This window comes from Alteromonas sp. 38 (assembly GCF_902506055.1).
Taxonomy (GTDB): domain Bacteria; phylum Pseudomonadota; class Gammaproteobacteria; order Enterobacterales; family Alteromonadaceae; genus Alteromonas; species Alteromonas lipotrueae.
On sequence record NZ_LR733300.1, the window covers coordinates 1,619,950 to 1,641,462 of the forward strand.

Consider the following 21,513-nt stretch of genomic DNA (forward strand, 5'->3'; position numbering starts at 1 on the left):
TACCACATAAGGTGTTTTTATGAAGCTTTCGACGCTAAGTCCTGCATTATTGGGTATTTCATTATTGGTATCGGGGAGTCTTTTATCCCATGTAAGTCATGCCTCGGTTAGTATCACAAAAGGGAAAACGGCCATTCCACATGGGAATGCTATTTCCAACGAAGATTTAACCATTCAAAACGATAAACTAGCATTCGCTATTGCAGTAGATTCAGCGCCGCCGTGGGGCGTAGCAAGAGGCTGTATAGTCGACATTGCTAATGTGAAAGAGGATGGAGCACTTAGCAACGATCGCGTTGCTTTTGCCGATTTCATCCCAAATAATTGGTCAAGCTGGCCTAATACTTACACCAAAATTGATATTCTTAAAGACAGTGCTCAAGAAGCGGTTGTTAACATTAAAAGAGACTTTGGCGAAGCTGAAATAAGTACAACCTACAGCCTTTCTGAGGGCGCAGATCTTATTCATGTTGAAACCACAATGACCAATAAAGGTGATAGCGATATCGAAGCGCTTTCAGGCTACACCTTATGGCCAGATTCCGGATACAAATTCGCTGTTCCTCGTAGACACACTATCGAAAAATCATCTGAGAATTTATGGTTATCAGACCGCTTCGTGGGTTATGACGAAGAATGGGCGATTGCATTGCACGCACCTTATATGCGCGAAACTAAAAATCAGTCACGTGATTTATACGCGGCACATACCCTTGGCCCTTCACAAAGTGTGACTTTCTCGGGTGACTATCAGGTGTTGCCACGTGGTAACTTAGCGCCCGTTGTGAGTGCCGAAATAAAGCGAAAAGCACTTAAAAGTGGAACAATAGAAGCGCACGTAAGTACACAGGAAGGGCAAACCGTTGAGCAAGCCGCCATTGTAGTGTCGCAAAATGGTGTGCCTTATATGTGGGCCATGGGTAACGGCAAGAATGTGGATTTCACGCTGCCGGTAGGCGACTACGAAGTTTACGCTACGGGCAAACAACATTCAGACAGTAAAACGCGCCTGATTACCGTTGAAGAGAATGTGACTCAGAAACTCTCATTCGATGCACTTCGCGCCCCAGGTGCAATAAGCCTTAATATAACCGATGCGAAAAGTCAGAAGCCCATAGATGCAAAAATTACAATAGAGCAGGGCAATCAACCACTCATCGAATATTTAGGGGCACGAACCTTCTTCACCGACCTCGATAATATTGGCAACGCCGTATTTGGTTTGGCACCAGGGGAATACGAATTAAGCGTTTCACATGGTGCGGGCTTTAACGCCAAAAGTACGATGATCGCGACAAGCGTTAATGCAAATAAAATAACGACTGTAGCAACTGCAGTTGATGTGAAGGCGTATCCTACGATGCATGGTTGGTACGCCGGCGACCTGCACCATCATGCCGATGTGTTGGAAGGGTCAACAAACCCTACAAATTTGGTACGTTCTCAATTAGCTGCTGGGTTAAACGTATTATTTGTAAGTGATCATGATTCCACTAAAAATAACGACACCATTCAAAACCTGGCCGATGCACGCAATGTGCCCTTTATACCGTCTATTGAAGTGTCACCGTCTTGGGGGCATTTCAACGCATTTCCTATCGATAGTGGGGCGCAATTAACGGTCGATCCAGGTGTAGATGACATACACAGTATTATTGAAGATGTGCGGCGCATGGGCGCTACTGTTATTGCGTCAAATCACCCTTACATACCTTATGGCTATTTAAGCAGTTTAGATAAAGGCACTGCGCCAGGGGGCTTTAACCCTAGCATAGATTTATTTGAGCTAAATGCCGTGGTGAATAACGAGCCAACAATTAATAAAGCGCACCAGTTTTGGAATGAAGGGGTACCGTATTATTTCACCGCAGGATCAGACACCCACGATGTGTTAAACCAAATCAGTGGTTTAAATCGGTTGTTTGTATATACCGGCAGCAAACCGACGGCAAAGGCCTTCGCACAAGCAGCAAAAGACGGTCATTCTTACGTATCTTTTGGCCCTGTGATTTACCCTGAAAACGTAATGTTTGGCGATACGTTGAAGATTGCAAAGGCACAACCGCAAACAATAAGTTTTGATTTGGTTGCTGTAAATGGACTTAAGTCGGTACAGTTGATTGGTAGTGATAGTAAAGCAATGAATAAGCAAAGTGCTGCTAGCAGCGTAGTACTTGAAGATAAAACGCTTACCGGTGAGCGTGATGCCGTTAGCTTTGAAGTTCCACAAGCTTCGGGCTGGGTAGCGTTGGTCGTAGAAGATAATGAAGGCCGTAAAGCCTATACCAACCCTATATGGCTTGAGTTGGTTGATGAGAGCCAGTTTTAGTTAAAAATAACAAAGGGTGTCAGAGTACAACTGAGCTAGTACAACTGAGTCATAATCCTAGCTTGCCGAGTATCGGTGAGCCACTGCCGATTGCGCAATCCGTGAATTATCTAAAGTATCGTCCTGATGTGGCCAGTGCTGAAAGGAACTTGGGTGCAAATAATGCTCGAACTGGTGTCGCACTTCCTACATTTGATTAGTGTTTATCAGTCCTTTTGGGGAGAGCTTGAATGGGGTTGAGGTAATAGCGAAATAGCTCCTTTCACAAAGGGCTGCTCACTTCATCATTCTCCCTGTGGCCGGTCCTTTAGAAAAGCTACCGTATCTGATTCTGTTAATCCTTCAATTTCATGTATGTCTAAAATCGGGCCCATTGTCTTTACGTGATAATCCAATTCATTGCGCTTGTTTAGCTTGTTCAATTCGTTTCAGGCAAGTTGTACGGTAATTTTTGTAAATACGACTACCTGCTTGCAACGGACATGACATGATTATTCCTAATTTTTCATAGTGCCTAACGCCGTCTTTTGACAATCCTGATAACTTTGCTAACTCTCCTGTGAGTATCCTCAATTAATCCTCTTGACTGTGAGTATCCTCAATTAATCCTCTTGACTGTGGGTTTACCCTATAGATTACGTTACTTCATTTACGCATGTGGGTCGGTGGTGTCGCCTCTAAGGCCATCTCCCTCAGAGTATATGTAGAAGAAATGACGTTTGGACTTCCCAGCTTCATGTAAAGCTTGAAATATACTGTAAAGAACATTGTTTATACTCTTGCAACTTCGAGGTAGCAGCAAATTTATATTTGTTATATTTTTAACGTGACCATCCGTTCAAAACTTATGGCAGAGAAGACAATGACTTCTGACACCGACCAGTTCGCTACAATCGAGAAACATAGAGGGCTTAGGCCCGTTAAATACCAATTTGATGGGTTTTTGGTTGATCTCAACGGTCAAAATGTAAGTTATAACGGTCAACAATTGGAGGTCGGGGGACGAGCATTTGACATTTTAGTCGCGCTCTTGGAGCGCTCTGGTCAAGTTGTATCACAAGAAATATTAATATCTAGGGCATGGCCAAAACTTTTCGTTGAAGAGGCAAACCTTAGAGTCAATATCGCGTCTTTGAGAAAATTATTTCGCGAAAATGGTGCTGACACTGAATACATTAAAACCGTACAAAGGAGAGGTTATTTATTTACCGAGCCGGTAGAAATCATCAATCAAGCGTCACTGTTGACCCCAACTATGTCGAATCTACCAAAGCTTCTGTCCAAACTAATTGGGCGAGAAAGTGAAATTTCATCAGTGCAAGAGCTGCTATTGAAGAAACGGTTTGTGAGTATTACTGGTCCAGGTGGCGTGGGTAAAACTAGTTTGGCGTTGAACATTGCAAAATCGCTCGACGAAAAAATCTATGGGAATGTTTGTTTCGTGGAGCTGGCACTTGTGACCCGTGGAGATTTCATTGAAACGGCATTAGTGTCGTCTTTAGGAATATCTTTAAGAGGCCGGAATGCCGTTGCATCAATGGTTTCGCACTTAAAAGAGAAACAAACGCTAATATTGCTAGACAATTGTGAACATGTGATTGATGACGTGTCTTTTATTCTCAGAAAACTGTTTAGAGAAGTACCTCAGCTATTTCTCCTTACCACCAGTAGGGAAGCAATAAAGGTTGAAGGAGAGGAAGTTTTTACTTTAGGCTCTTTGAAAGTGCCACCACAAGAATCAGATCTAACAGCAAAAGAAATAACGAAGTGGCCAGCAGTTCAGCTTTTCATGGAGCGAGCGATTTCGAGTGGTTATCGTCGAGAACTCAGCGATGACGACGCTAAGTTAGTCGCAAAAATCTGCGAAAGTGTAGATGGAAATGCACTCGCAATTGAATTGGCTGGTAGTCGGGTAGGGCAACATGGTATTGACGGAACATCTATCTTAATTAACAGCAAAAAAAATATTCAGTTACCAGGTCGACGAGACGCTATCAACAGACATCAGTCGCTTAAGGCAATGGTTGAGTGGAGTTTTTTACTGCTAGAACGCCGAGATCGAATGGTAATAGTAAGGCTGTCTATATTCGTCGGAGCATTTACTCTTAACGCGGCGAAAAAAGTAATTTGCGATGACCTGTTGAGTGAAGATGATGTTGAACTATCAATTGCAAGTCTGTGTGACAAGTCGTTAATCTCAAGATCCAGTGGCGTTATAGAGGGGGGGTATCGGCTACTTATTACCACATTGCGCTATGTATCTGAAAAGCTGAGTGAGAGTGGCGAAATGCAAACCATAGAAATAAAGCATCGTCAGTACCTCATTGCTGTTTTAGCTAGGTCGAAAAGTGATGGGTATGAGCGCAGTTTTGTGGCGAACAATGATCTAGCGGATGTACTTGGTAATATTAGTGCATCTATTGAGAGTAGCTTGCAAGACAATGCTAACAAAGCGTATGTATCCAAACTTGTTGCTTTGACAACCCCAGTGCTGCTAAGAAGGTCAATGCTAAAGGAATGCCTAAATTGGACTCAACAAGCCTTAAATTGCCTGGCAGCTGATGAACGAAACACAGAAGTCGAGCTAGCCCTTTGGGAGGGACTGGCGGTTTCAGTGATGTTTACCAAGGGCAACTCACAGCAAACACTGGAATCAATTAACAAGGGTATTGAACTGGCACGTGAGCTAGACAGCTTTGAGGCTGAGCTTAGACTTCTCGCTGGCTTACACATCTATAAATCTCGTACCGGCGAGTTTCAAGAGTTAATGGGGATTTCAGAACAAGCGATACGCGTTTCAGATAAAATTCATAGCGATTATTTTACTGCGATGGCGGAATGGATGATGGGTGTCGCCATACATTTGTGTGGCGATCAGACGCTTGCTCATGAGTATTGTGAAAAAGCAATGAGAAGGTCAACTACCGAAACATTCTATTTAGACGCTTTTGGGTTTGATCACCTTAGCCGAGGGTTAATTGTCTTGGCTCGTGTGCTTTGGCTTCGGGGGAGGCCGTCTAAAGCTGAGCAGGTCTGTGAAGAGGCAATTCGTGTGGCTGAATCTAGGGACTACGGTGTTGCTTTATGTATCGCGTTAATGTCCACAGCGACTGTTTCTTTATGGTCTGGAGATATCTCAACTGCCACCATTCGTATTACTCGGTTGATAAAAAACGCCAAAGAATTTTCTTTGGAACCCTATCTGGCTGTTGGTGTCAGTATGCGAGGATACTTGGCAGTGTTAAAGGGGGATCCGCGTGTCGGCATTGAAGATCTTCGAGCAGGACTGAATACGCTTTCAAAAGAGCAACATAGAGTTCTCTCCACTGAGTTCTTGCTCGTTCTTGCCCGTGCATTGAGTACGGTCAATCTAGGCGATGAAGCCTTGTCGATATTAGAAGAAGCTCACCAATTTTCACGAACCCAAGGCGAACAGTACCAGTTTGCTGAAGTTTGTCGTGTCCGAGGAATGATATATCAGGCAAATGGAGAGCCTATTGAGCAAGTTGAGCAAGAATACCGTAATGCACTAACGATAGCGCAGGAGCAAAGAGTTTTAGGATGGGAACTACGAGCAGCTACGTCGTTAGCTAAATTACTAATATTAGAAAAAAGAAAAAGAGAGGCAAGTGAAATACTTGAACAAACAATTAATAAATTTGGTAGAGAAGTTGGAACGCTTGATATGAAAGTTGCACTAGAATTAAAAAAGTCAATTTAGAGCGAAAGCCACTCTTATTCACAACACTTTCTAACCTAAATTCAAACAACCAGTTTTTGCGACCTATCACGAAGGGTTTATTGGCTCTTTCCGCGTGTTTTTTGTCAATGCCTCGTTGGTTGTTTAAGGTGCAATTTATGACTTTTTTTAGTGATTAAGGCAGGCTAGTGCACACAATTAAGTTGTTGAATTTCTATAGAGCCTTCTCCTCATTCCGTGCCCAACTTCACGGAATGAGGAGGGGAAGTTGTTGAGTAAAATGGAGCCACCTCCTCAATTAATAATTATTTTTCTAGGTGTGATTTTAATGCTTGTCCGGCTTGAAGTAATGAATCTTGAACAGTAGGTACATCTGCCAGAACGTTCAACATGCCGAAGTCATGGATCATGCCGTTATAACGAGTCACGGTTACCGTTACACCCGCATCATTTAACTTCCGACCATATGCTTCCGCTTCGTCACGCAGTACGTCTTTTTCCGCCGTTTGAATCAGCACTGGAGGTAAGCCAGCCAATTGCTCAGTAGTTGCTCGTAATGGCGAGGCATAGATCTCATTGCGTTCGATTTGATCAGTTGTGTAATTGTCCCAGAACCATTCCATCATTCCTTTAGTCAAGAAGTGATCATTGGCAAACTCTGAGTATGATGCATTATAAAAGCTTGCATCAGTCACTGGCCACAATAGCAACTGGAATTCAATATTAGGCGTACCAGCTTCTTTGGCTTTTAGAGCAACTACGGTAGCCATATTGCCACCTACACTGTTACCGGCAACAGCCAACCTTGAACCATCCACACCAATTTTACGGCCGTTTTCAGATACCCATTTGGTAGCAGCGTAGGCCTGATTAATTGCCGTTGGATACTTTGCTTCTGGTGACGGTGTATAGTCAACGTAAACCGCCGCAGCACCAGAATTAACAACCAGATCTCGAATCAATCGCTCATGTGTAGGGTAATCACCTAGAACCCACCCACCGCCATGAAAATACATAAAAACAGGTAGCGAGCCATGAGCGTTTTCTGGTTTAACAATCACCAAGTCGATGGCCTCTCCATCAACGTTTATGGTTTTGTGCATAACATCGGCAGCACGCAGAGTGGCTCCCTTTTGAGCGCCTGTCAGGACAGCTCGCGCATCTTTTGGAGAGAGCAATTCAAGTGGTGTTCCACCGCTTTGCTCTAACATTTCCAAGAATGCTTGCGTATTTTTTTCGGTGCCAGGTGAACCGGCGGCAAAAGAAACGCTAGATACCAAAAAAGTACTGGCGACCATCGCTGATAAAAGTAGCTTTTTCACTTTGATACTCCTCTTTCATTAAGCAATGGTTGTGGTCATGTCAATGTTGCCACGTGTTGCATTAGAATATGGACAAATGTGATGTGCATCTGCAACGAGTTTTTCAGCAACATCGTTGTCTAAGCTAGGCAATACAACATTCAGATTAGCGTTGATAGCAAAACCGGTACCGCGAGTATTTTCACCGATGCCTATTTTTGCTGTAACGGAAAGGTCATCTGGTAGTTGCAGTTTCTGCTGCGCAGCGACAAACTTCATCGCGCCAATAAAACAAGCAGAGTAGCCAGCGGCAAACAGTTGCTCTGGGTTTGTACCATCACCACCAAGGCCACCAAGCTCTTTGGGTGTACTAAGGGCAACGTCAAGTTTATTGTCGGAAGAGATTGAGCGGCCATCACGACCACCGGTAGAAGTAGCTGTTGCGGTATAAATAGCGTTCATAGGTTTGTCCTCCAGGACGTTCATTTCGCCTCTAAAAGGCGGGTAAAGTTATTACCATAATTATTGTGTGTAATTTGCGCTAAATGTAAATTTTCATCTATGCCCTTAGTTAAATTTCAAATCGACTTGAAAGCTAATTGGTATTTATTTACTAGAGGTAAACGAAAGTGTAGAGCTGAAATACGCTTCCTTATTTTACGGTTCTAAGAATTTAGCTTGGTTGCGATATTAGCCACGTGTTGGCCTTGAAATTTTGCCAGAGCTAATTCTTTCTCAGATGGCTGGCGGCTTCCATCCGACCCAGCTATGCAAGCGGCACCTAGTGGCGATCCTCCTTTCACTTCAGAAATATCGGTAAGTTCCTGAGCCGCGTAAGGCAGGCCAACTAGAACCATTCCATGATGGAAAAGCGTAGTATGGAAAGATTGGATTGTTGTTTCATTACCGCCTCCAGTTCCGGTAGAGGTAAAAACACTACCGACTTTTCCGATTAGCTTGCCCCCAAACCAAAGACCGCCTGTTTGATCTAGGAAGTTCCGCATCTGCGCCGCCATATTTCCGAATCGCGTAGGCGTTCCAAATATGATGGCATCATAGTCAGCAAGTTCTTCGGGAGAGGCGATATCAGCCTCTTGTTCTAACTTAATTCCTGCCTGCATGGCTGCGTCTTCCGGCACTAACTCAGGAACGCGCTTAGTTGTAACTGTAACGCCTTCAACAGATGACGCACCTGCTGAAACTGCATTGGCCATAGTTTCTACGTGACCATAACTTGAATAATAAAGGACTAAAATATTCGTCATTTTGATTCTCCTTAGAAAATTTGTAATTAAAAATTAAGACGGCACAGTCATTCCGCGTTGGACACCCGATCGATTACCAACAGCTTTTAGCCAACGTCTTAGTGATTCTTTATCTTTAAGGCTTGCTGCAAGCAGATCTCCTAAGAAGGTCGTTGCACTGTAAATCCATGGGTAACAAGCTATGTCAGTGATAGTGAAACTCTCTCCCGCAAGATAGGTGGTATCGCTTAATCGTTTATCCATCACTTTAAGTAAGCGGTCTACTTCAACTAAAAACCGGGCGCTGGCCAAAGGTGATTTCTCTTTTGAAAACTTCTCAAAAAATCCGAGCTGTCCCATCATTGGGCCTAGACCACCCATTTGCCAATGAAGCCATTCAATTGCTTTGTAGCGTTCTTCGCCAGATGGCGCTAGAAACTTCCCATACGTTTCTGCTAGATAAGTCAGAATGGCTCCACTCTCAAATACGGTAATAGGTTTACCAATTGGGTTTTCGTCGACAATTGCGGGAATTTTGTTGTTGGGGGAAATGCGCAGAAACTCTGGGGTAAATTGCTCACTTTTCGACAAGTTAATGGCATGTACTTGGTAAGGAACCTGAAGCTCTTCGAGCATTATCGATACCTTACGCCCATTCGGTGTTGACCACGTGTATAAATTAATCATCTTCATCTCCAATTAGCAACGAGCCCCCTTAAACTTGCGCTGCGCCACCATCAACAAATAATTCGATGCCATTTACAAAGCTGCTGTCATCTGAAGCCAGGAAGAGTGCAGCTTTTGCGATTTCTTCTGGTCGACCTAAGCGACCGATAGGTACCTGTGTAGCCAAGAAATCAAATAAGCCTTCTTGTTGACCTTCTGGCGCCAACCCACCTAAACCTGGCGTTCGAATAGGGCCAGGGCTGATAACGTTGACACGTATCGATTGTGGTTTAAGTTCCAACAACCAACTACGTGCAAAGTTTCGAACCGCCGCTTTACTGGCACTATAAACACTGAAGTTCTCAGTGCCTTTGCTTCCTGTTGTGGAGGACGTCAGAATGATGGAGCCACCATCCTTCATCAGAGGTAAGGCTTTTTGAACTGTAAAAAGTAAGCCTTTTACATTTGTATCGAAAATACTATCGAAGTGCTCTTCTGTAACCGTACCCAGCGGCAACATGTCACCACCACCGGCGTTCGCAAAAACAACATCAATGTGACCTGCTTGCTGAATGATTGTGTTCATCACAGAGTCTAAGTCGACCAAATTAGAGACATCTGCTTGAATTCCTATTGCACGAGGTCCACAAGTTGCAACGGCGTCATCTAGGGAACTTTTACGGCGTCCGGTGATAAACACTATCGCCCCTTGTGAAGTAAATTCTTTGGCTGAGGCTAGACCAATACCGCTGGTGCCACCTGTAATCAATATCACTTTATTAATAAGTCTGTAACTCATGCTTTGCTCCAAAATGGTTGAGGATTCTGCAATCAGGAATCGGCTACTGGCATCTCTTGATACACGGCCATGAACCTTTTACCTCAGACCAAGAATATAGGTGGATGGAATGAAGCTTCACGTAAAAACTTGAAAGTTACTGTAAAGAACATGGTTTAAGCTCTTGCAATTACCATGTGGCAACAAACTTATATTTGTTATGTTTTTAACGAGATCATCCGTTCAAAACTTATGGCAGAGAAGATAGTGGCGTCTGACAAAGAGCAATTTGTAACGACCGAAAATGATGGTGGCCGTCGGCCCGTTAAATACCAATTTGCTGAAATTTGTCGTGTCCGAAGAATGATATTGCAGGCGAGTGGAGAATCCGGTGAGCAGGTTGAACAAGAATTCCTTAATGCACTAACGATAGCGCATGAGCAAAGAGTTTTGGGATGGTAGTTACGTGCAGTAACCACTCTAGTTAAATTACTAGTATCAGATAAACGGGGCCCAGGGGCATTAAAGTACTTGATGAAACTATTGAGAAGAATGGTAAAATTGCATTGGTACTTGAAGGTACTTGAAGGTACTTGAAGGTACTTGAAGGTACTAAAGGTATTCGCCTCGCTGCAGCCAAAGAATTCTCTATCCAAGGAGCTAAGGTTTTTGTTACTGGTCGCTCTCAGAGAGAAGTCGACAATGCGACCAACATAATTGGCAACGATGTTGTAGGCCTCCAAGCTGACTCATCAAACCTGGCGGAATTGGATATTGTTATGTCGCATGTAAAGCATGTGGCTGGCCACTTGGACATATTGGTAACAGATGCCAAAGAAGGAGGATGTTGCTCTGAGGATGAGCTGTCTCATGAGCTTCAATAGAGTCTAGCGCAGGGGGGCTGATGGTAGAATTTTCTCAGTTAGCCAGTCAATGAAAACTCTCAGGCGTTGATTAACGTTATCTGTCCTGGGCCTTTTCTCGTCTAATCGGGGGGAGTAGCGTCTTTACAGGCTTTATGTTTTGGGTGAGCGGTCCCAAAGGGTCTAAAACAAAGTAACGATCTGTTACATTACCAAGCGTTGTTGAGAATCTCCAGCAACGCTTTTTATCAGCAAGCGGGTTATAAGTTTCAAAATTAACAGCTTTCAGTTAAAAGAGTGCTTTTACAAATAGCTCAAGGTGCTTCCTGAATTCTGGCCGTGTTTGCTTATTTTCTTTCCAGCACGTCCCAAACAAGAAGATTACATTGGCCAATTCCAAGGCGGATGTTGTTAACTTGATCCCGTTAACGTTGCTGTTTTCTGAAATTGCAGTTGCAATGGTATCAATAAACTTCATTTTCACTTCGTTAACTTCGGAGTATGCAATTCTATTTCCGACGGTGATGACTTCGTGCGGGTCGATATGGAACAGGTCGATATTTCTGCCAAACCAATGGTCTAGGGCGTTTACTATTCGCTCGTTAAAAGAAACACTTTTGTCCTTTAAGTAACATTCAACTTTCCCCAATCCGTCACTGAGATAAAACCTCATGGATTCGATAAAAATATCTTCCTTACCGGAAAAATGCAGATACAAACTAGGTTTAGAGAGATCTGCTGCTCTTGCTAATTGCTCCATTGAAGTTTTCTTATAGCCGTAATTCCCGAAAACTGTTAGCGCGGCACTTAAAATCTTGATGTCCGTCCTGGTTTGCGTCTTATTATGCGGTGAATGCTCCGTCATGATTTGTTTTTTCCGTTTATTGCAGGTTTTTATTTATAATGAATCGCTATTAGCACTAATGGGTTACCAATATTTACGCCTCGTACAGTAGATTCTGGAATGTTAGCGTACTTTATTCAGACTCCGTATTTTTGGTCTAAAACTATGGCAAACCATAAAAAGAGAGCAAGAGGGCTAGAACAATCGTCGTTACTCTAAAATTATTCATCTTTGTTTCTCTGTCAAACTAAACCGAAATTGAACAAACTCTTAGCAGTGTCATACAGAGTTTCCTCAATAGGCCGGGGATGCCAGTCAAGCAACTCAACGGCTTTTTTTCTATCCAAGTGCTTTTCCCTGCCGAGTTCTGGCACAAGTTCTTTCATTTGCTGATTTACGAGGGAAAGCAACTTTACAAACCAATCTGGTAGCTGTTTTTTCGGAACTTTGTCGGCTTGCGCACCTAAACACTGGCGAAGCGTCTTGGCGGTAACAATCATTGGTAGGCAATCAGTCGCCGAGGCAATTATTCGCTGTCCTTGAGCGTTTGGTGCAAGCATTGCCTTTATATGGAGTTGCGCTAAGTCTCGGACATCGACTACGCCAAAATTTACCTTAGGTGTTGCAGGGATTTTCCCTTGCAACATACCTTGAATAAGCTGTATGGAGCTGGATAGGTTTTTGCCTAATATAGGTCCGAAAATGCCTACTGGATTGATTACCGTAAGTTGCAGGTTAGACTCACTTTCCTTGATAAATTGCCACGCCATCTTTTCCGCTTCGATTTTAGACTTTATATAGCTACTGATATCTTTTGAATCAGACGGAGACCAGTCGTTCTCTGTGAAAAATTTCTTGGATCTTGGGTGTCCGTAGCCAATTGCTCCGAAAGAGGATGTCAGCACAACTCTTTTAACATCAAAATCTGAAGCCAGTTTCAGTACTCTTAACGTTCCTTCGATAGATGGTTTTGTTACCTTTTCTTCGTCTGTTGGTGACTTAGAAGGGAATGGTGAGGCAACGTGTAAGACATAGTCGACATCTTTCATCGCTTCTTCCCAGCCATCATCGTACTTAAGATCTGCAATATGGAATGACACATTGGTTAAATCATCTATGCCTGCATGTGAGAGCATCTCCTTCACAATAGCGATTTTTTCCTTTGAGCGAATAGTTGTTTTTACAATAAAGCCACCTTTTAGAGCTGCCGCTAAACAATGACTACCAACAAAACCTGAGCCACCAGTAACCAATACTGTCTTCATGCATGTCTACCTATGTTCTTATATCTATCACTTAACCAGCATTACCTAATTGGTAAAAATAGTAAAGTTTTTTGTTGGGGAGGAGTATCGTGTCTCATTGCCATTGTCTCCGATATGATAGGTTATTGACTTTGGCTGCTCTGTTAACAGTTAAGGAAAAATGTAGTAATTCTATGAGCGATTTTAAGTGATAAGCAAAGTAAAAGATCAAGGGCAAGAACGGTAAAGATGGGGCGGCATATCTTGCTACAATAAGTTAAAGATCTTCTGGGTGAATAATGCTCTTTGTGATACGAGCTTTTACTTCTGCAGGCAACAATTCATAGTGTGAGCTAATATTTTCAACACTCAACACTCAACACTCAACACTCAACACGGAAGATGGCTCACCATAACGATAATGATCAAGTCGGCTTCCCCTTAATGTTTGTATTGCCATTACATAGCCTTTATTGCTCGCCATTGAATTGAGGGAAGCTACGAGGAGCTGGCCAGGGAATAAAAAAGTCGTGACCGGCTAGTGTATTTCCAACTTGTTGCATGCGGCCACCACTTTCGAGGGAACCCAGCAGAATTGGAGCCAAGCCAAAACTTTCAAATAAGTCAGCTACAACTTCCACTGCGCCTTTGTAGTCACCAGACACAAAAATAACTCTTCTGAATTGACCTTGGCGTGGGTCCTGTTCAAAATTTTCCATGAAGTTAGCGTTCATTGCTTTAACTAAACGAGCGCCTGGAGCATAACTTGCTATTAATTGAGAAGTATTTTCACCACTTAGGTTTACAACGCCATTTTCATCAATTGGATTAGTAGGGTCGATGAGAATTTGGTTTTTCCATTCCCCGAGACTCTGCAAGACACTCTGCACATGTTTCCACGGTACAGCGAGTAAAACCACTTCCAATTCAACAACTTCTTTCATTGTTCCTGCTGATGCCTTTTCACCAAATTCTTGGACAAGGCTTTTTAAAGTGTCAGGACCTCGACTATTACTGAAAACAACTTCATGGCCAGAAGCAATGGCATGTCGAGCAAACGCTTGCGCTACTGTTCCTGCACCCAATAAACCGATCTTCATATAAATCTCCCACCATTAGGCTAAGTAAATGTTATGGAGTCATTCTCATTTTATGATAACTTTTAGTCAAGTACTTACCTTTTTGTGTGTAGGGAGGCAGCCCTGTTTTTCATTCAAAAATAGGGAATAAATTTTTATGATTAACATATCGTCAGCAGGTATTTGGCGACAGGTAAATAAGGTTTGAATTAAATGAATACAAATTCTCCATTTTTGTGTGGTTTGGATGCCGCGTTGCGACTGATTGGTGGGAAGTGGAAGCCTCTAATACTTTACTTTTTGCAAAAAAGTGCGTGTAGATATGGCGAGCTAAAGCGCTCTGTAAATGGGATTAGCGATAAAGTTTTAATACAACAGTTAAAAGAGTTGGAGGCGAATGGTGTAATCACTAGAACTGATTATAAGGAAATACCGCCACGAGTTGACTACTCATTGACGCCACTAGGAAAAAGTTTGGTAGAAACGTTAAGGCCACTTTGTAAGTGGGGGGAAGACAATGAAGAAACTATAAAGTCAAAGTTAGTTCTTCGCTAAGAGACTCTTATGATATTTATCAGGTTATGTTGTACCCACTTGAGTGCAGCTTTCTATTGTCGGTAATAAACTGTAGCCGACAGGCGATAGCCCTGAGCCCTAGGTAGGGAGAAATTACACTCTTTTCATCTCAGTGTTTGCTTGGATGCTACGGGTATTTATTAGAGGTAACGAACACCATACCAAGCAGTATAGCAGCTAGAGAAGTCTGATCGATTCGCAGTAACCGATTTTTGCGTTGTTTCATGCATTTTAAAGCGGAAAAGCGATACGAGTTTGTTCACAATAGACAGCACATTCATGGCGTTTAACCTTCACTTTTTGGGCGAAATATCTGATCACCAAACGTCATGAATGTTCCTCATCTATTTTACCTTATTAATTTCCCGATGTTATTTGAAGGGATACTTCAGGAACAGAACTGGATTTGACTACATAGTCACTTAATTCATAGTAAGTCTATTTAAGTCTCAATATTTAACTCTGTTTTTGAAAATTTGGTGGTTGAAAATTTAATCAAACAACCATTTCAGTCTTATTTATCAGATTGCGAACGTTATGAATAAAGTCCGCTTCACCATTTCGATGAAAGTTAGCTCTAGATTTTTTAACGAGACAAAAGTTTTCTTCCGTAGCTAAGTGTACTTTAATATTGTCATTTTTCAGAAGAACGGATAGTGCATGTGTGAAATTATAAATGCCTTTAATTCTAATCATTATACCTATGTCTGTAAGATTATTACCCATCTTGCAAGAAGGTATAATATTTACGATTTCCCCTTTTTTTTGATTACGAAAGTGAGGTAAAAGCGATAAGGACATGATATAGCTTCCAGCAAATTTCGATTCATAAATATCGTTAAGATTTCTAATCCTATCATGTATGAATGAGTCGGTGAGGTTAAAAAACATGTTGTTCACTAGTAAATCTATTGGGGGAGATTTACTTAGAACTCTGTTTATACTCTTTTGATCTGTAACATCTAACGAAAGTAGGGTGAGTCTAGTCGACCGAGGTAACAGACTTTCATCTGGAACCCGCATCGTAGCAACTACTCTCCAATTTTGGTTGAGAAAAAATTGTGCTATATCTCTACCAAATGTTCGATTACACCCTCTAATCAAAACGGTTTTCATTCTGAACCTCTTGTCTTCTAAGACGTCTTTTGACGCTATGATTGAATCCACACAAGTTGTTCTAAAATCGAGCTAGTTTGGAAGAATTGTTATTGAGCTGACTAAAACCAGAAATTCACTATCTGTGGTACGACATTGATTAATCAATATGACCAGCATTACACTTCCCTAAGGCAATGCGCTGCTGGCATCTTTGACTCATTAAACTGATTAGGCAGTCCAACCCCCGTTGATATCAAGGACAGCACCAGTGATATTGTTTGCGTTAGGGCCAGACAAAAAACTAACTGCCGCAGCAACATCTTCAATTTCAACAGCCTCTGGAATAGCTTTCATATTCAGAAGGAAGTCCGGCACATCCTCTATTCCCGCTTGCATATCAGTCAGCATGATCCCTGGTTGAATAACGTTTACAGTGATTTTTCTTGCACCGAGATCTCTGGCTGCTCCTTTTGAATAACCGACGATAGCTGCTTTTGTAGCTGCATATTCTGTTACACCGGGTACACCTATATGGGTAGCTAACCCAGTACCAATAGAAATTATGCGGCCGCCATTGTTCATTACTTTCGACGCAGCTCGAATTGTAGAAATAACACCTAAGACATTAACTTGCCACATGCGATCCCAGGCTTGAGTGTCAGCGTTCGGGTCATCAATTTTGCTGCCTTGATTAGCCAGTGCTGCGTTGTTTACGAGAATGTCCAGACTGCCGAATTCTTTGACAACTTGCTCAACGAGAGGGGCAGCAGCGGTTATGTCTCCCTGATCACTCTGAATAGCCAGACCACGTTGACCAAGGGCCTCAATTTTACTGACTACATCTTTTGCTTTTTGAGCAGATTGACTGTAAGTGATTACGACATCTGCTCCAGCTTCTGCTAGCTCTAATGCAATAGCAACGCCTAGGCCTCTAGAGCCACCTGTAACTAATGCAACTTTTCCAGTTAGATTCTTCATTTTTTCACCCTTAATGTTAGTTTAGGAATAGCATTTAAAATTAGAATAGTACTATTTTTGTTTAAATGCTATTCTTAAATTAACAATTATATGAAATATGGTTATAGTGCGATATGGTTGACTACAGATTCTCAACTTCGCTTCACATTATGTTGGCGTTGGCTTACATGTTTCGACGAGACTCGGAGAGGCTAGTGTCATCCAGTGAACTGGCTAGTAGCACTAAGAGCAACCCTACACTAATTCGCCAGTTACTGGTTCCTTTGAATGAAGCTGGCTTGATTAAGACTTACAGAGGTAAGAAGGGTGGCGTTGCTCTTGCGAAAGATGCAAAAGAAGTATCGTTGAAACAAATATATGAGGCGTCTTTCAATTCAAAGCTCATGTCAAGTAGAGGTGTTGGAAACGAAAACTGCCCAGTAGGCTCTAACATTCATTGTGTATTCGACCATGTCATGGGGCAAATGGAAGACGTTTTGATGAGCCACTTGAATGATAAAAATTTAGCGGAATTATTAGAAACGTTCATCAAATAAGTACGTTTAGTCTGGACTTCATTGTTTTTGAATTCTTGCAAGCTTGAAAGCATAAAATCAATTGCTACCGGATTCATTAAAGAGACATTTGAGGATTTTGAATCGACCAGACATATTATTGAAATAGGTTAGGGATAAATACATGGCTGCTAAAAAAGAAAAAGTAATAAAGTGGGGAGTGGTTACTGCTGGACGGATCACACATACATTTGCTCGTGATATTAAACATTGTGTAAACACCGAGATAGCCGCTGTCGCAAGCCGAGATGATGAGAAAGCACGTCGGTTTCAATTGGAGCACTCAGTAGAAACCACTTATGACAACTACCAAGCTTTATTCAATGACGAGAACGTTGATGCAGTATATATAGGTTCTCCTCATACTTTTCATTTCGAGCATGCTGTTGCGGCAATGCGTGCAGGTAAACACATCCTCTGTGAAAAACCCATTACAACCAGTGAAAGCAAGTTATTAGAGCTAATGAGTGTTGCCACAGAAGAAAAAGTATTCTTGATGGAAGCCATGTGGACATGGTTTCTTCCTGCAATAAAAAAAGCGAGAGATTGGTATAGAAGCGGAAAAATAGGCGAATTGATTCATCTAAAGTGTGATTTTGGCTACCACGTTCCCTACTGTGAATCAGGCAGAGAATATGATCCAAAACTCGCTGGGGGCTGCTTGTTCGATATGGGAATCTACCCAATCGCTTTCAATAGACTATTCAATGCATCTGCTCCAAAAGAAATGCAAGGAAATATACACAGGGCACCTAATGGGGTAGATGACGATGTGATTTGGCAACTTAAATACGAGAATAGCATTTCAAGCTTGCACACGTCTTTCAGAGCACGTCTACCCAATAGCGGCCATTTAATTGGAACCGAAGGTACAATTTGCATCCCTGACTTTTTTCGTAGCATAGAGTGCTCTTTGATGAGAGACGATAAGATAGAGGAAAGGTTTCAAGATAATCGCAAAGGAAGCGGCTTTGAATTTCAAATTGACCACGCTTGTAAACGCATCAGACAGGGCGAAACACAATCTGATGTTGTAACTTGGAAAGACTCACTTAATTTCCTTAAAGACATAGAAACTATTCGTCAAAAAGCTATTTCTAGCTGACAATATTTTATCTGTATTGGGGGACTGGGGAATTGAATTCGCGTGAGACCACCAAGCGAAATCATACGTGCAAACAAAAAGTATAGTAGTGAAGTATTTAAATTTTCTTCTTCCTTAATTTGCTTGGTCAATTTCATGGGGACTATTATTAATTTGGGGTATCTAATGCTAAAAATAGCGACAATCTTAATTTTTTCTCTTTATTCAGCGTTGGCATTGTCAAATAATACTCAAGAATTGAATTGGAAATCATTACTTGATCCGGAATTAAGCGATTGGGAGGCTTTCCTTAGTTATAAACACCAAATTAACTATAACGGAGCAATACCAAAAGATCACAATGGCAATAATTTAGAGCCGATTGGTCTATTGGACTCGCCAAATGACTACGGAATATATGTTGTATTAGAAGGAGATACTCCGATACTAAAGGTAAGTGGGGAGATTTATGGGGGGTTGACGACAAAAAAGTCCTATAGAAATTACCAGTTTCGCTTGAAGTATAAATGGGGAAGGAAAGTCTACCCTCCTAGAGAAAAACTACTCAAAGACAGCGGTATCCTCTATCATGCAATTGGGGAGCACGGCAAGGATTACTGGCGAACTTGGAAGGTTTCTCAGGAGTTCCAAATTATGCTAGGGCATGTAGGTGATTACTGGAATCAGGGAAATTCAGCAATTGATGTTCGCGCATACATTCCAGAACACATAATGAATCCAATAGCAGATGAGTCTCAACAATTTATATCAGTTGGTTCAGGGCAAGATATCTCTGGTTTTGTTTTGCGCAAAGAGAATTTTGAGGAACCTGAGGGTGAATGGAATGAAATTGAATTGGTTTGTTTTGAAGGAAAAAGTTTACACATAGTCAACGGAAAAGTGGTAATGGTACTGAAAAATTCTCGTACAGTTGATGATCGAGGAATGATCACTCCTTTACGAGAGGGACAAATTCAATTGCAGAGCGAGGCTGCTGAAATATTTTACAAAGATATTTTTGTTCGAAAAATAAATGAATTACCTGCAAAATATAGACACCTATTTTAAATATTAGCCGAACATGATTTATTTTTTATAGGAAAACTCATTTTGGAACGACTTGTTCAGCTTTAATTGCACCGGACACTTGAAACGACCTGACTTCTTTGACCGCGCCTGAACTACTACGGCCTCTATCGCAGACATATCGTCCGGAACAGCGATGTTATGTTTAAGTAACTTTGCTTGTATAGACACTGGGCTTGCGCATTGCTTATGCTTGCGGAATCACGCTAGCATATAACACCAGCGTTGACTTGGCTGATGCGACTTTTTTGTTTTTTACAGATCTTTATTTTTAAGATTTTGATTGGATTGTTAAAAATAACTTTTAGTTCAACTCAATTTAAGGTTGTAAAAATGAATCTAGCTGAAAATAAAAAAACTTTGGGGTGAGGATATGTTGATTTGTAGATTATGGACTTTGTGTACTACAAAGTTGATAGAAGCATAGTAGAAGTGGTAGCAGAGTACATTAATAAAACAAGTGTACTCTGCTACCTTTATTTTTAGCTAGTGGCAAGGGCAGGATTGCGATTACGCAGCTGTAGATAACTAAGCGCCCACAATATAAAACCTCCGAAGAACAACATAGCCGATCCGTAGCCTGTTTCATTGAAACTAGCACCCGATGCCAACAGTGCGCCGCCTAACATTGGGCCAATTGCATTTGCCGTATTAAATGCGCACTGCACCAGAGCACCTATCATTGCGTGCCCAGTGGGTGAAATATCTAACAACATAGACTGAATAACGGCGGCTAAGCCTACACTGGCGCCAAGTAGAAATACAGTAAGGTAAAGCCACCAAATATTACTCGCCGCAAACACATATATAACAGACACACCAATACTGCATAGCAACGCAATACCTGTGGTGCGAAGAGGAGATTTATCAGCGAGTTTACTAATAAACCAATTACCGATGGTGGTACCAATACCGAACATCATCATGGCAACCGAAATGGTTACCTCCGGAGATTTAGTCACGTTTATTATGGTATCGGCAAGGTAGGTATAAATACAAAAAACGCCACCAAAGCCTACAAATATGATGCCCGAAATAGACCAGACGAGTTTGTTCTTAAGCACGCCAAACTCTTCTCGTAAGTTCGTTGGCGTGGTGACTGGGCTGCTAGGCACGAACATATAAATAAGTGCAATGGTAACGAGTGCAAGGGCTGCGACTAGCGCCATACACACTCTCCAACTCATATTTTGCCCTATCAAGGTTGCCATAGGCACACCGACAATAGTGGCGATAGTTAAACCAGCAAACACCATCGACATATAGCTGGCCCGTTTACCAGCTGGTGCCATATTAGCGGCAATTAATAGTGCGGTTCCAAAATAAGCGCCGTGGGGTAACCCAGACAATACGCGATAAAACACCAGCTCTGGCAAGCTAGAGGCGATAGCACTTAAGCCATTAGCCACACACATCATTGCCGCAAAGATAATAAGGGAAGTGCGTCTATTCGTCTTGTTGGTAAGTAACATAAACGACGGCGCACCTATGACTACACCAATGGCATAGCCGCTTATTACATTACCGGCCATTGATGGCGTGACAGCGAAAGATTCGGCGATGAGAGGCAACATCGACATAGATGAAAACTCTGTCAGCCCTAAAACAAATGTGCCCAGAGCCATAACGAAAATAGGCCAAATCACGGCGCTTTGGTTTGAAGGTGATGCAGACATAAATACCTTAAAATTTGATGGTGAGGAATAATGTATGCCTCATCAATCACAAATACGTTGTAAGAACTTGTGCAATAGAAAGCAGTTAACGTATTTACGTTAACGTTCGATACAGCAACTTGGTGTAGTAGGAATATTTTGAATCAAAGTGAGCCTAGTGAACAAAACATATTCAGGCAGCAACATTGAATAGTGGCTTTTTATTATGCAGCGATTATACGCTACTAACGCATCATATTTCTATCGCTAGCGCCACAGAAAGTCTAGATTTATCGCTCAAATGATTGTTTCACTTTATGTTTGCCCATTAAATGCAAAAAGCCCCTACATTGGGGCTTAATACACTAAACAAGATAAGCAGGTTTATGTTGTTAGTTATACGTTTTATGACTGTCTTAGCTATACTACAAATC

The 21,513-nt window shown here is 41.9% G+C and carries 20 protein-coding genes; 8 read left to right on the plus strand and 12 right to left on the minus strand.

What is annotated here, in order from left to right; translation table 11 throughout:
* The first annotated feature begins 19 nt into the window (after positions 1-19).
* Positions 20-2,329: a CehA/McbA family metallohydrolase gene (locus FLAVO9R_RS06940; protein WP_159529958.1), complete on the plus strand. Its 2,310-nt coding sequence runs from the start codon at positions 20-22 to the stop codon at positions 2,327-2,329.
* 396 nt (positions 2,330-2,725) lie between these two features.
* On the opposite strand, the gene FLAVO9R_RS20570 is transcribed toward FLAVO9R_RS06940, so the two are convergent.
* Complete coding sequence (locus tag FLAVO9R_RS20570; protein WP_159529960.1) at positions 2,726-2,902, minus strand: MerR family DNA-binding transcriptional regulator; 177 nt, start codon at positions 2,900-2,902, stop codon at positions 2,726-2,728.
* 289 nt (positions 2,903-3,191) lie between these two features.
* On the opposite strand from FLAVO9R_RS20570, the gene FLAVO9R_RS06950 reads away from it, so the two are divergent.
* The gene (locus tag FLAVO9R_RS06950; protein ID WP_159529962.1) at positions 3,192-6,050 is read left to right on the plus strand and encodes an ATP-binding protein; all 2,859 of its coding nucleotides are present in this window, start codon (positions 3,192-3,194) and stop codon (positions 6,048-6,050) included.
* Positions 6,051-6,334: 284 nt separating this feature from the next.
* Here the strand turns inward: FLAVO9R_RS06950 and FLAVO9R_RS06955 are convergent, their stop codons facing one another.
* The 5 genes from FLAVO9R_RS06955 to FLAVO9R_RS06975 form a co-directional block, all read right to left on the minus strand.
* Positions 6,335-7,351, minus strand: a complete 1,017-nt coding sequence (locus tag FLAVO9R_RS06955) for an alpha/beta hydrolase (protein ID WP_201299244.1) — start codon at positions 7,349-7,351, stop codon at positions 6,335-6,337.
* Between the two features lie 18 nt (positions 7,352-7,369).
* Positions 7,370-7,792, minus strand: a complete 423-nt coding sequence (locus FLAVO9R_RS06960; protein ID WP_159529964.1) for an organic hydroperoxide resistance protein — start codon at positions 7,790-7,792, stop codon at positions 7,370-7,372.
* Between the two features lie 203 nt (positions 7,793-7,995).
* Positions 7,996-8,595 carry an NAD(P)H:quinone oxidoreductase gene (wrbA, locus tag FLAVO9R_RS06965; protein WP_159529966.1) on the minus strand — a complete coding sequence of 200 codons (600 nt, stop codon included), beginning with the start codon at positions 8,593-8,595 and terminating at the stop codon, positions 7,996-7,998.
* Positions 8,596-8,628: 33 nt separating this feature from the next.
* Positions 8,629-9,261, minus strand: a complete 633-nt coding sequence (locus FLAVO9R_RS06970; protein ID WP_159529968.1) for a glutathione S-transferase family protein — start codon at positions 9,259-9,261, stop codon at positions 8,629-8,631.
* A 28-nt stretch (positions 9,262-9,289) separates the two neighbouring features.
* Entirely contained in the window at positions 9,290-10,039 is a 750-nt protein-coding gene (locus tag FLAVO9R_RS06975; RefSeq protein WP_159529970.1) for an SDR family NAD(P)-dependent oxidoreductase, read from the minus strand.
* Between the two features lie 231 nt (positions 10,040-10,270).
* Here FLAVO9R_RS06975 and FLAVO9R_RS06980 point away from each other — a divergent pair, with 231 nt between their 5' ends.
* Both FLAVO9R_RS06980 and FLAVO9R_RS06985 read left to right on the plus strand, forming a co-directional pair.
* Entirely contained in the window at positions 10,271-10,480 is a 210-nt protein-coding gene (locus FLAVO9R_RS06980; RefSeq protein WP_159529972.1) for a hypothetical protein, read from the plus strand.
* Positions 10,481-10,611: 131 nt separating this feature from the next.
* Positions 10,612-10,902, plus strand: coding sequence for an SDR family NAD(P)-dependent oxidoreductase (locus FLAVO9R_RS06985; protein ID WP_159529974.1), 291 nt, complete (start codon positions 10,612-10,614; stop codon positions 10,900-10,902).
* Between the two features lie 268 nt (positions 10,903-11,170).
* On the opposite strand, the gene FLAVO9R_RS06990 is transcribed toward FLAVO9R_RS06985, so the two are convergent.
* The 3 genes from FLAVO9R_RS06990 to FLAVO9R_RS07000 all read right to left on the minus strand — a co-directional run bounded on the left by FLAVO9R_RS06990 (position 11,171) and on the right by FLAVO9R_RS07000 (position 14,069).
* Positions 11,171-11,746: a TetR/AcrR family transcriptional regulator gene (locus FLAVO9R_RS06990; RefSeq protein ID WP_159529976.1), complete on the minus strand. Its 576-nt coding sequence runs from the start codon at positions 11,744-11,746 to the stop codon at positions 11,171-11,173.
* A 221-nt stretch (positions 11,747-11,967) separates the two neighbouring features.
* On the minus strand, positions 11,968-12,990 hold the full coding sequence (locus FLAVO9R_RS06995; protein WP_159529978.1) for an SDR family oxidoreductase: 1,023 nt from the start codon (positions 12,988-12,990) through the stop codon (positions 11,968-11,970).
* A gap of 449 nt (positions 12,991-13,439) precedes the next feature.
* Positions 13,440-14,069 carry an NADPH-dependent F420 reductase gene (locus FLAVO9R_RS07000; protein WP_159529980.1) on the minus strand — a complete coding sequence of 210 codons (630 nt, stop codon included), beginning with the start codon at positions 14,067-14,069 and terminating at the stop codon, positions 13,440-13,442.
* A 192-nt stretch (positions 14,070-14,261) separates the two neighbouring features.
* Between FLAVO9R_RS07000 and FLAVO9R_RS07005 the strand changes: the two genes are divergently transcribed.
* Entirely contained in the window at positions 14,262-14,603 is a 342-nt protein-coding gene (locus FLAVO9R_RS07005; protein WP_159529982.1) for a winged helix-turn-helix transcriptional regulator, read from the plus strand.
* A 516-nt stretch (positions 14,604-15,119) separates the two neighbouring features.
* Here the strand turns inward: FLAVO9R_RS07005 and FLAVO9R_RS07010 are convergent.
* Both FLAVO9R_RS07010 and FLAVO9R_RS07015 read right to left on the minus strand, forming a co-directional pair.
* On the minus strand, positions 15,120-15,740 hold the full coding sequence (locus FLAVO9R_RS07010; protein ID WP_159529984.1) for an SDR family NAD(P)-dependent oxidoreductase: 621 nt from the start codon (positions 15,738-15,740) through the stop codon (positions 15,120-15,122).
* 210 nt (positions 15,741-15,950) lie between these two features.
* Positions 15,951-16,700, minus strand: coding sequence for an SDR family NAD(P)-dependent oxidoreductase (locus tag FLAVO9R_RS07015; RefSeq protein ID WP_159529986.1), 750 nt, complete (start codon positions 16,698-16,700; stop codon positions 15,951-15,953).
* Positions 16,701-16,813: 113 nt separating this feature from the next.
* Here FLAVO9R_RS07015 and FLAVO9R_RS07020 point away from each other — a divergent pair, with 113 nt between their 5' ends.
* The 3 genes from FLAVO9R_RS07020 to FLAVO9R_RS07030 all read left to right on the plus strand — a co-directional run bounded on the left by FLAVO9R_RS07020 (position 16,814) and on the right by FLAVO9R_RS07030 (position 19,406).
* On the plus strand, positions 16,814-17,236 hold the full coding sequence (locus FLAVO9R_RS07020) for an Rrf2 family transcriptional regulator (RefSeq protein WP_159529988.1): 423 nt from the start codon (positions 16,814-16,816) through the stop codon (positions 17,234-17,236).
* Between the two features lie 142 nt (positions 17,237-17,378).
* Positions 17,379-18,359 (plus strand): Gfo/Idh/MocA family protein, encoded by a 981-nt coding sequence (locus FLAVO9R_RS07025; RefSeq protein WP_159529990.1) that lies wholly within the window; start codon positions 17,379-17,381, stop codon positions 18,357-18,359.
* Positions 18,360-18,401: 42 nt separating this feature from the next.
* A complete protein-coding gene (locus tag FLAVO9R_RS07030; RefSeq protein WP_201299245.1) occupies positions 18,402-19,406 on the plus strand; it encodes a 3-keto-disaccharide hydrolase in 1,005 nt (334 codons plus the stop codon).
* A gap of 500 nt (positions 19,407-19,906) precedes the next feature.
* Here FLAVO9R_RS07030 and FLAVO9R_RS07035 read toward each other — a convergent pair whose 3' ends face one another.
* Positions 19,907-21,100, minus strand: a complete 1,194-nt coding sequence (locus tag FLAVO9R_RS07035) for an MFS transporter (RefSeq protein ID WP_159529992.1) — start codon at positions 21,098-21,100, stop codon at positions 19,907-19,909.
* Positions 21,101-21,513 lie beyond the last annotated feature (413 nt).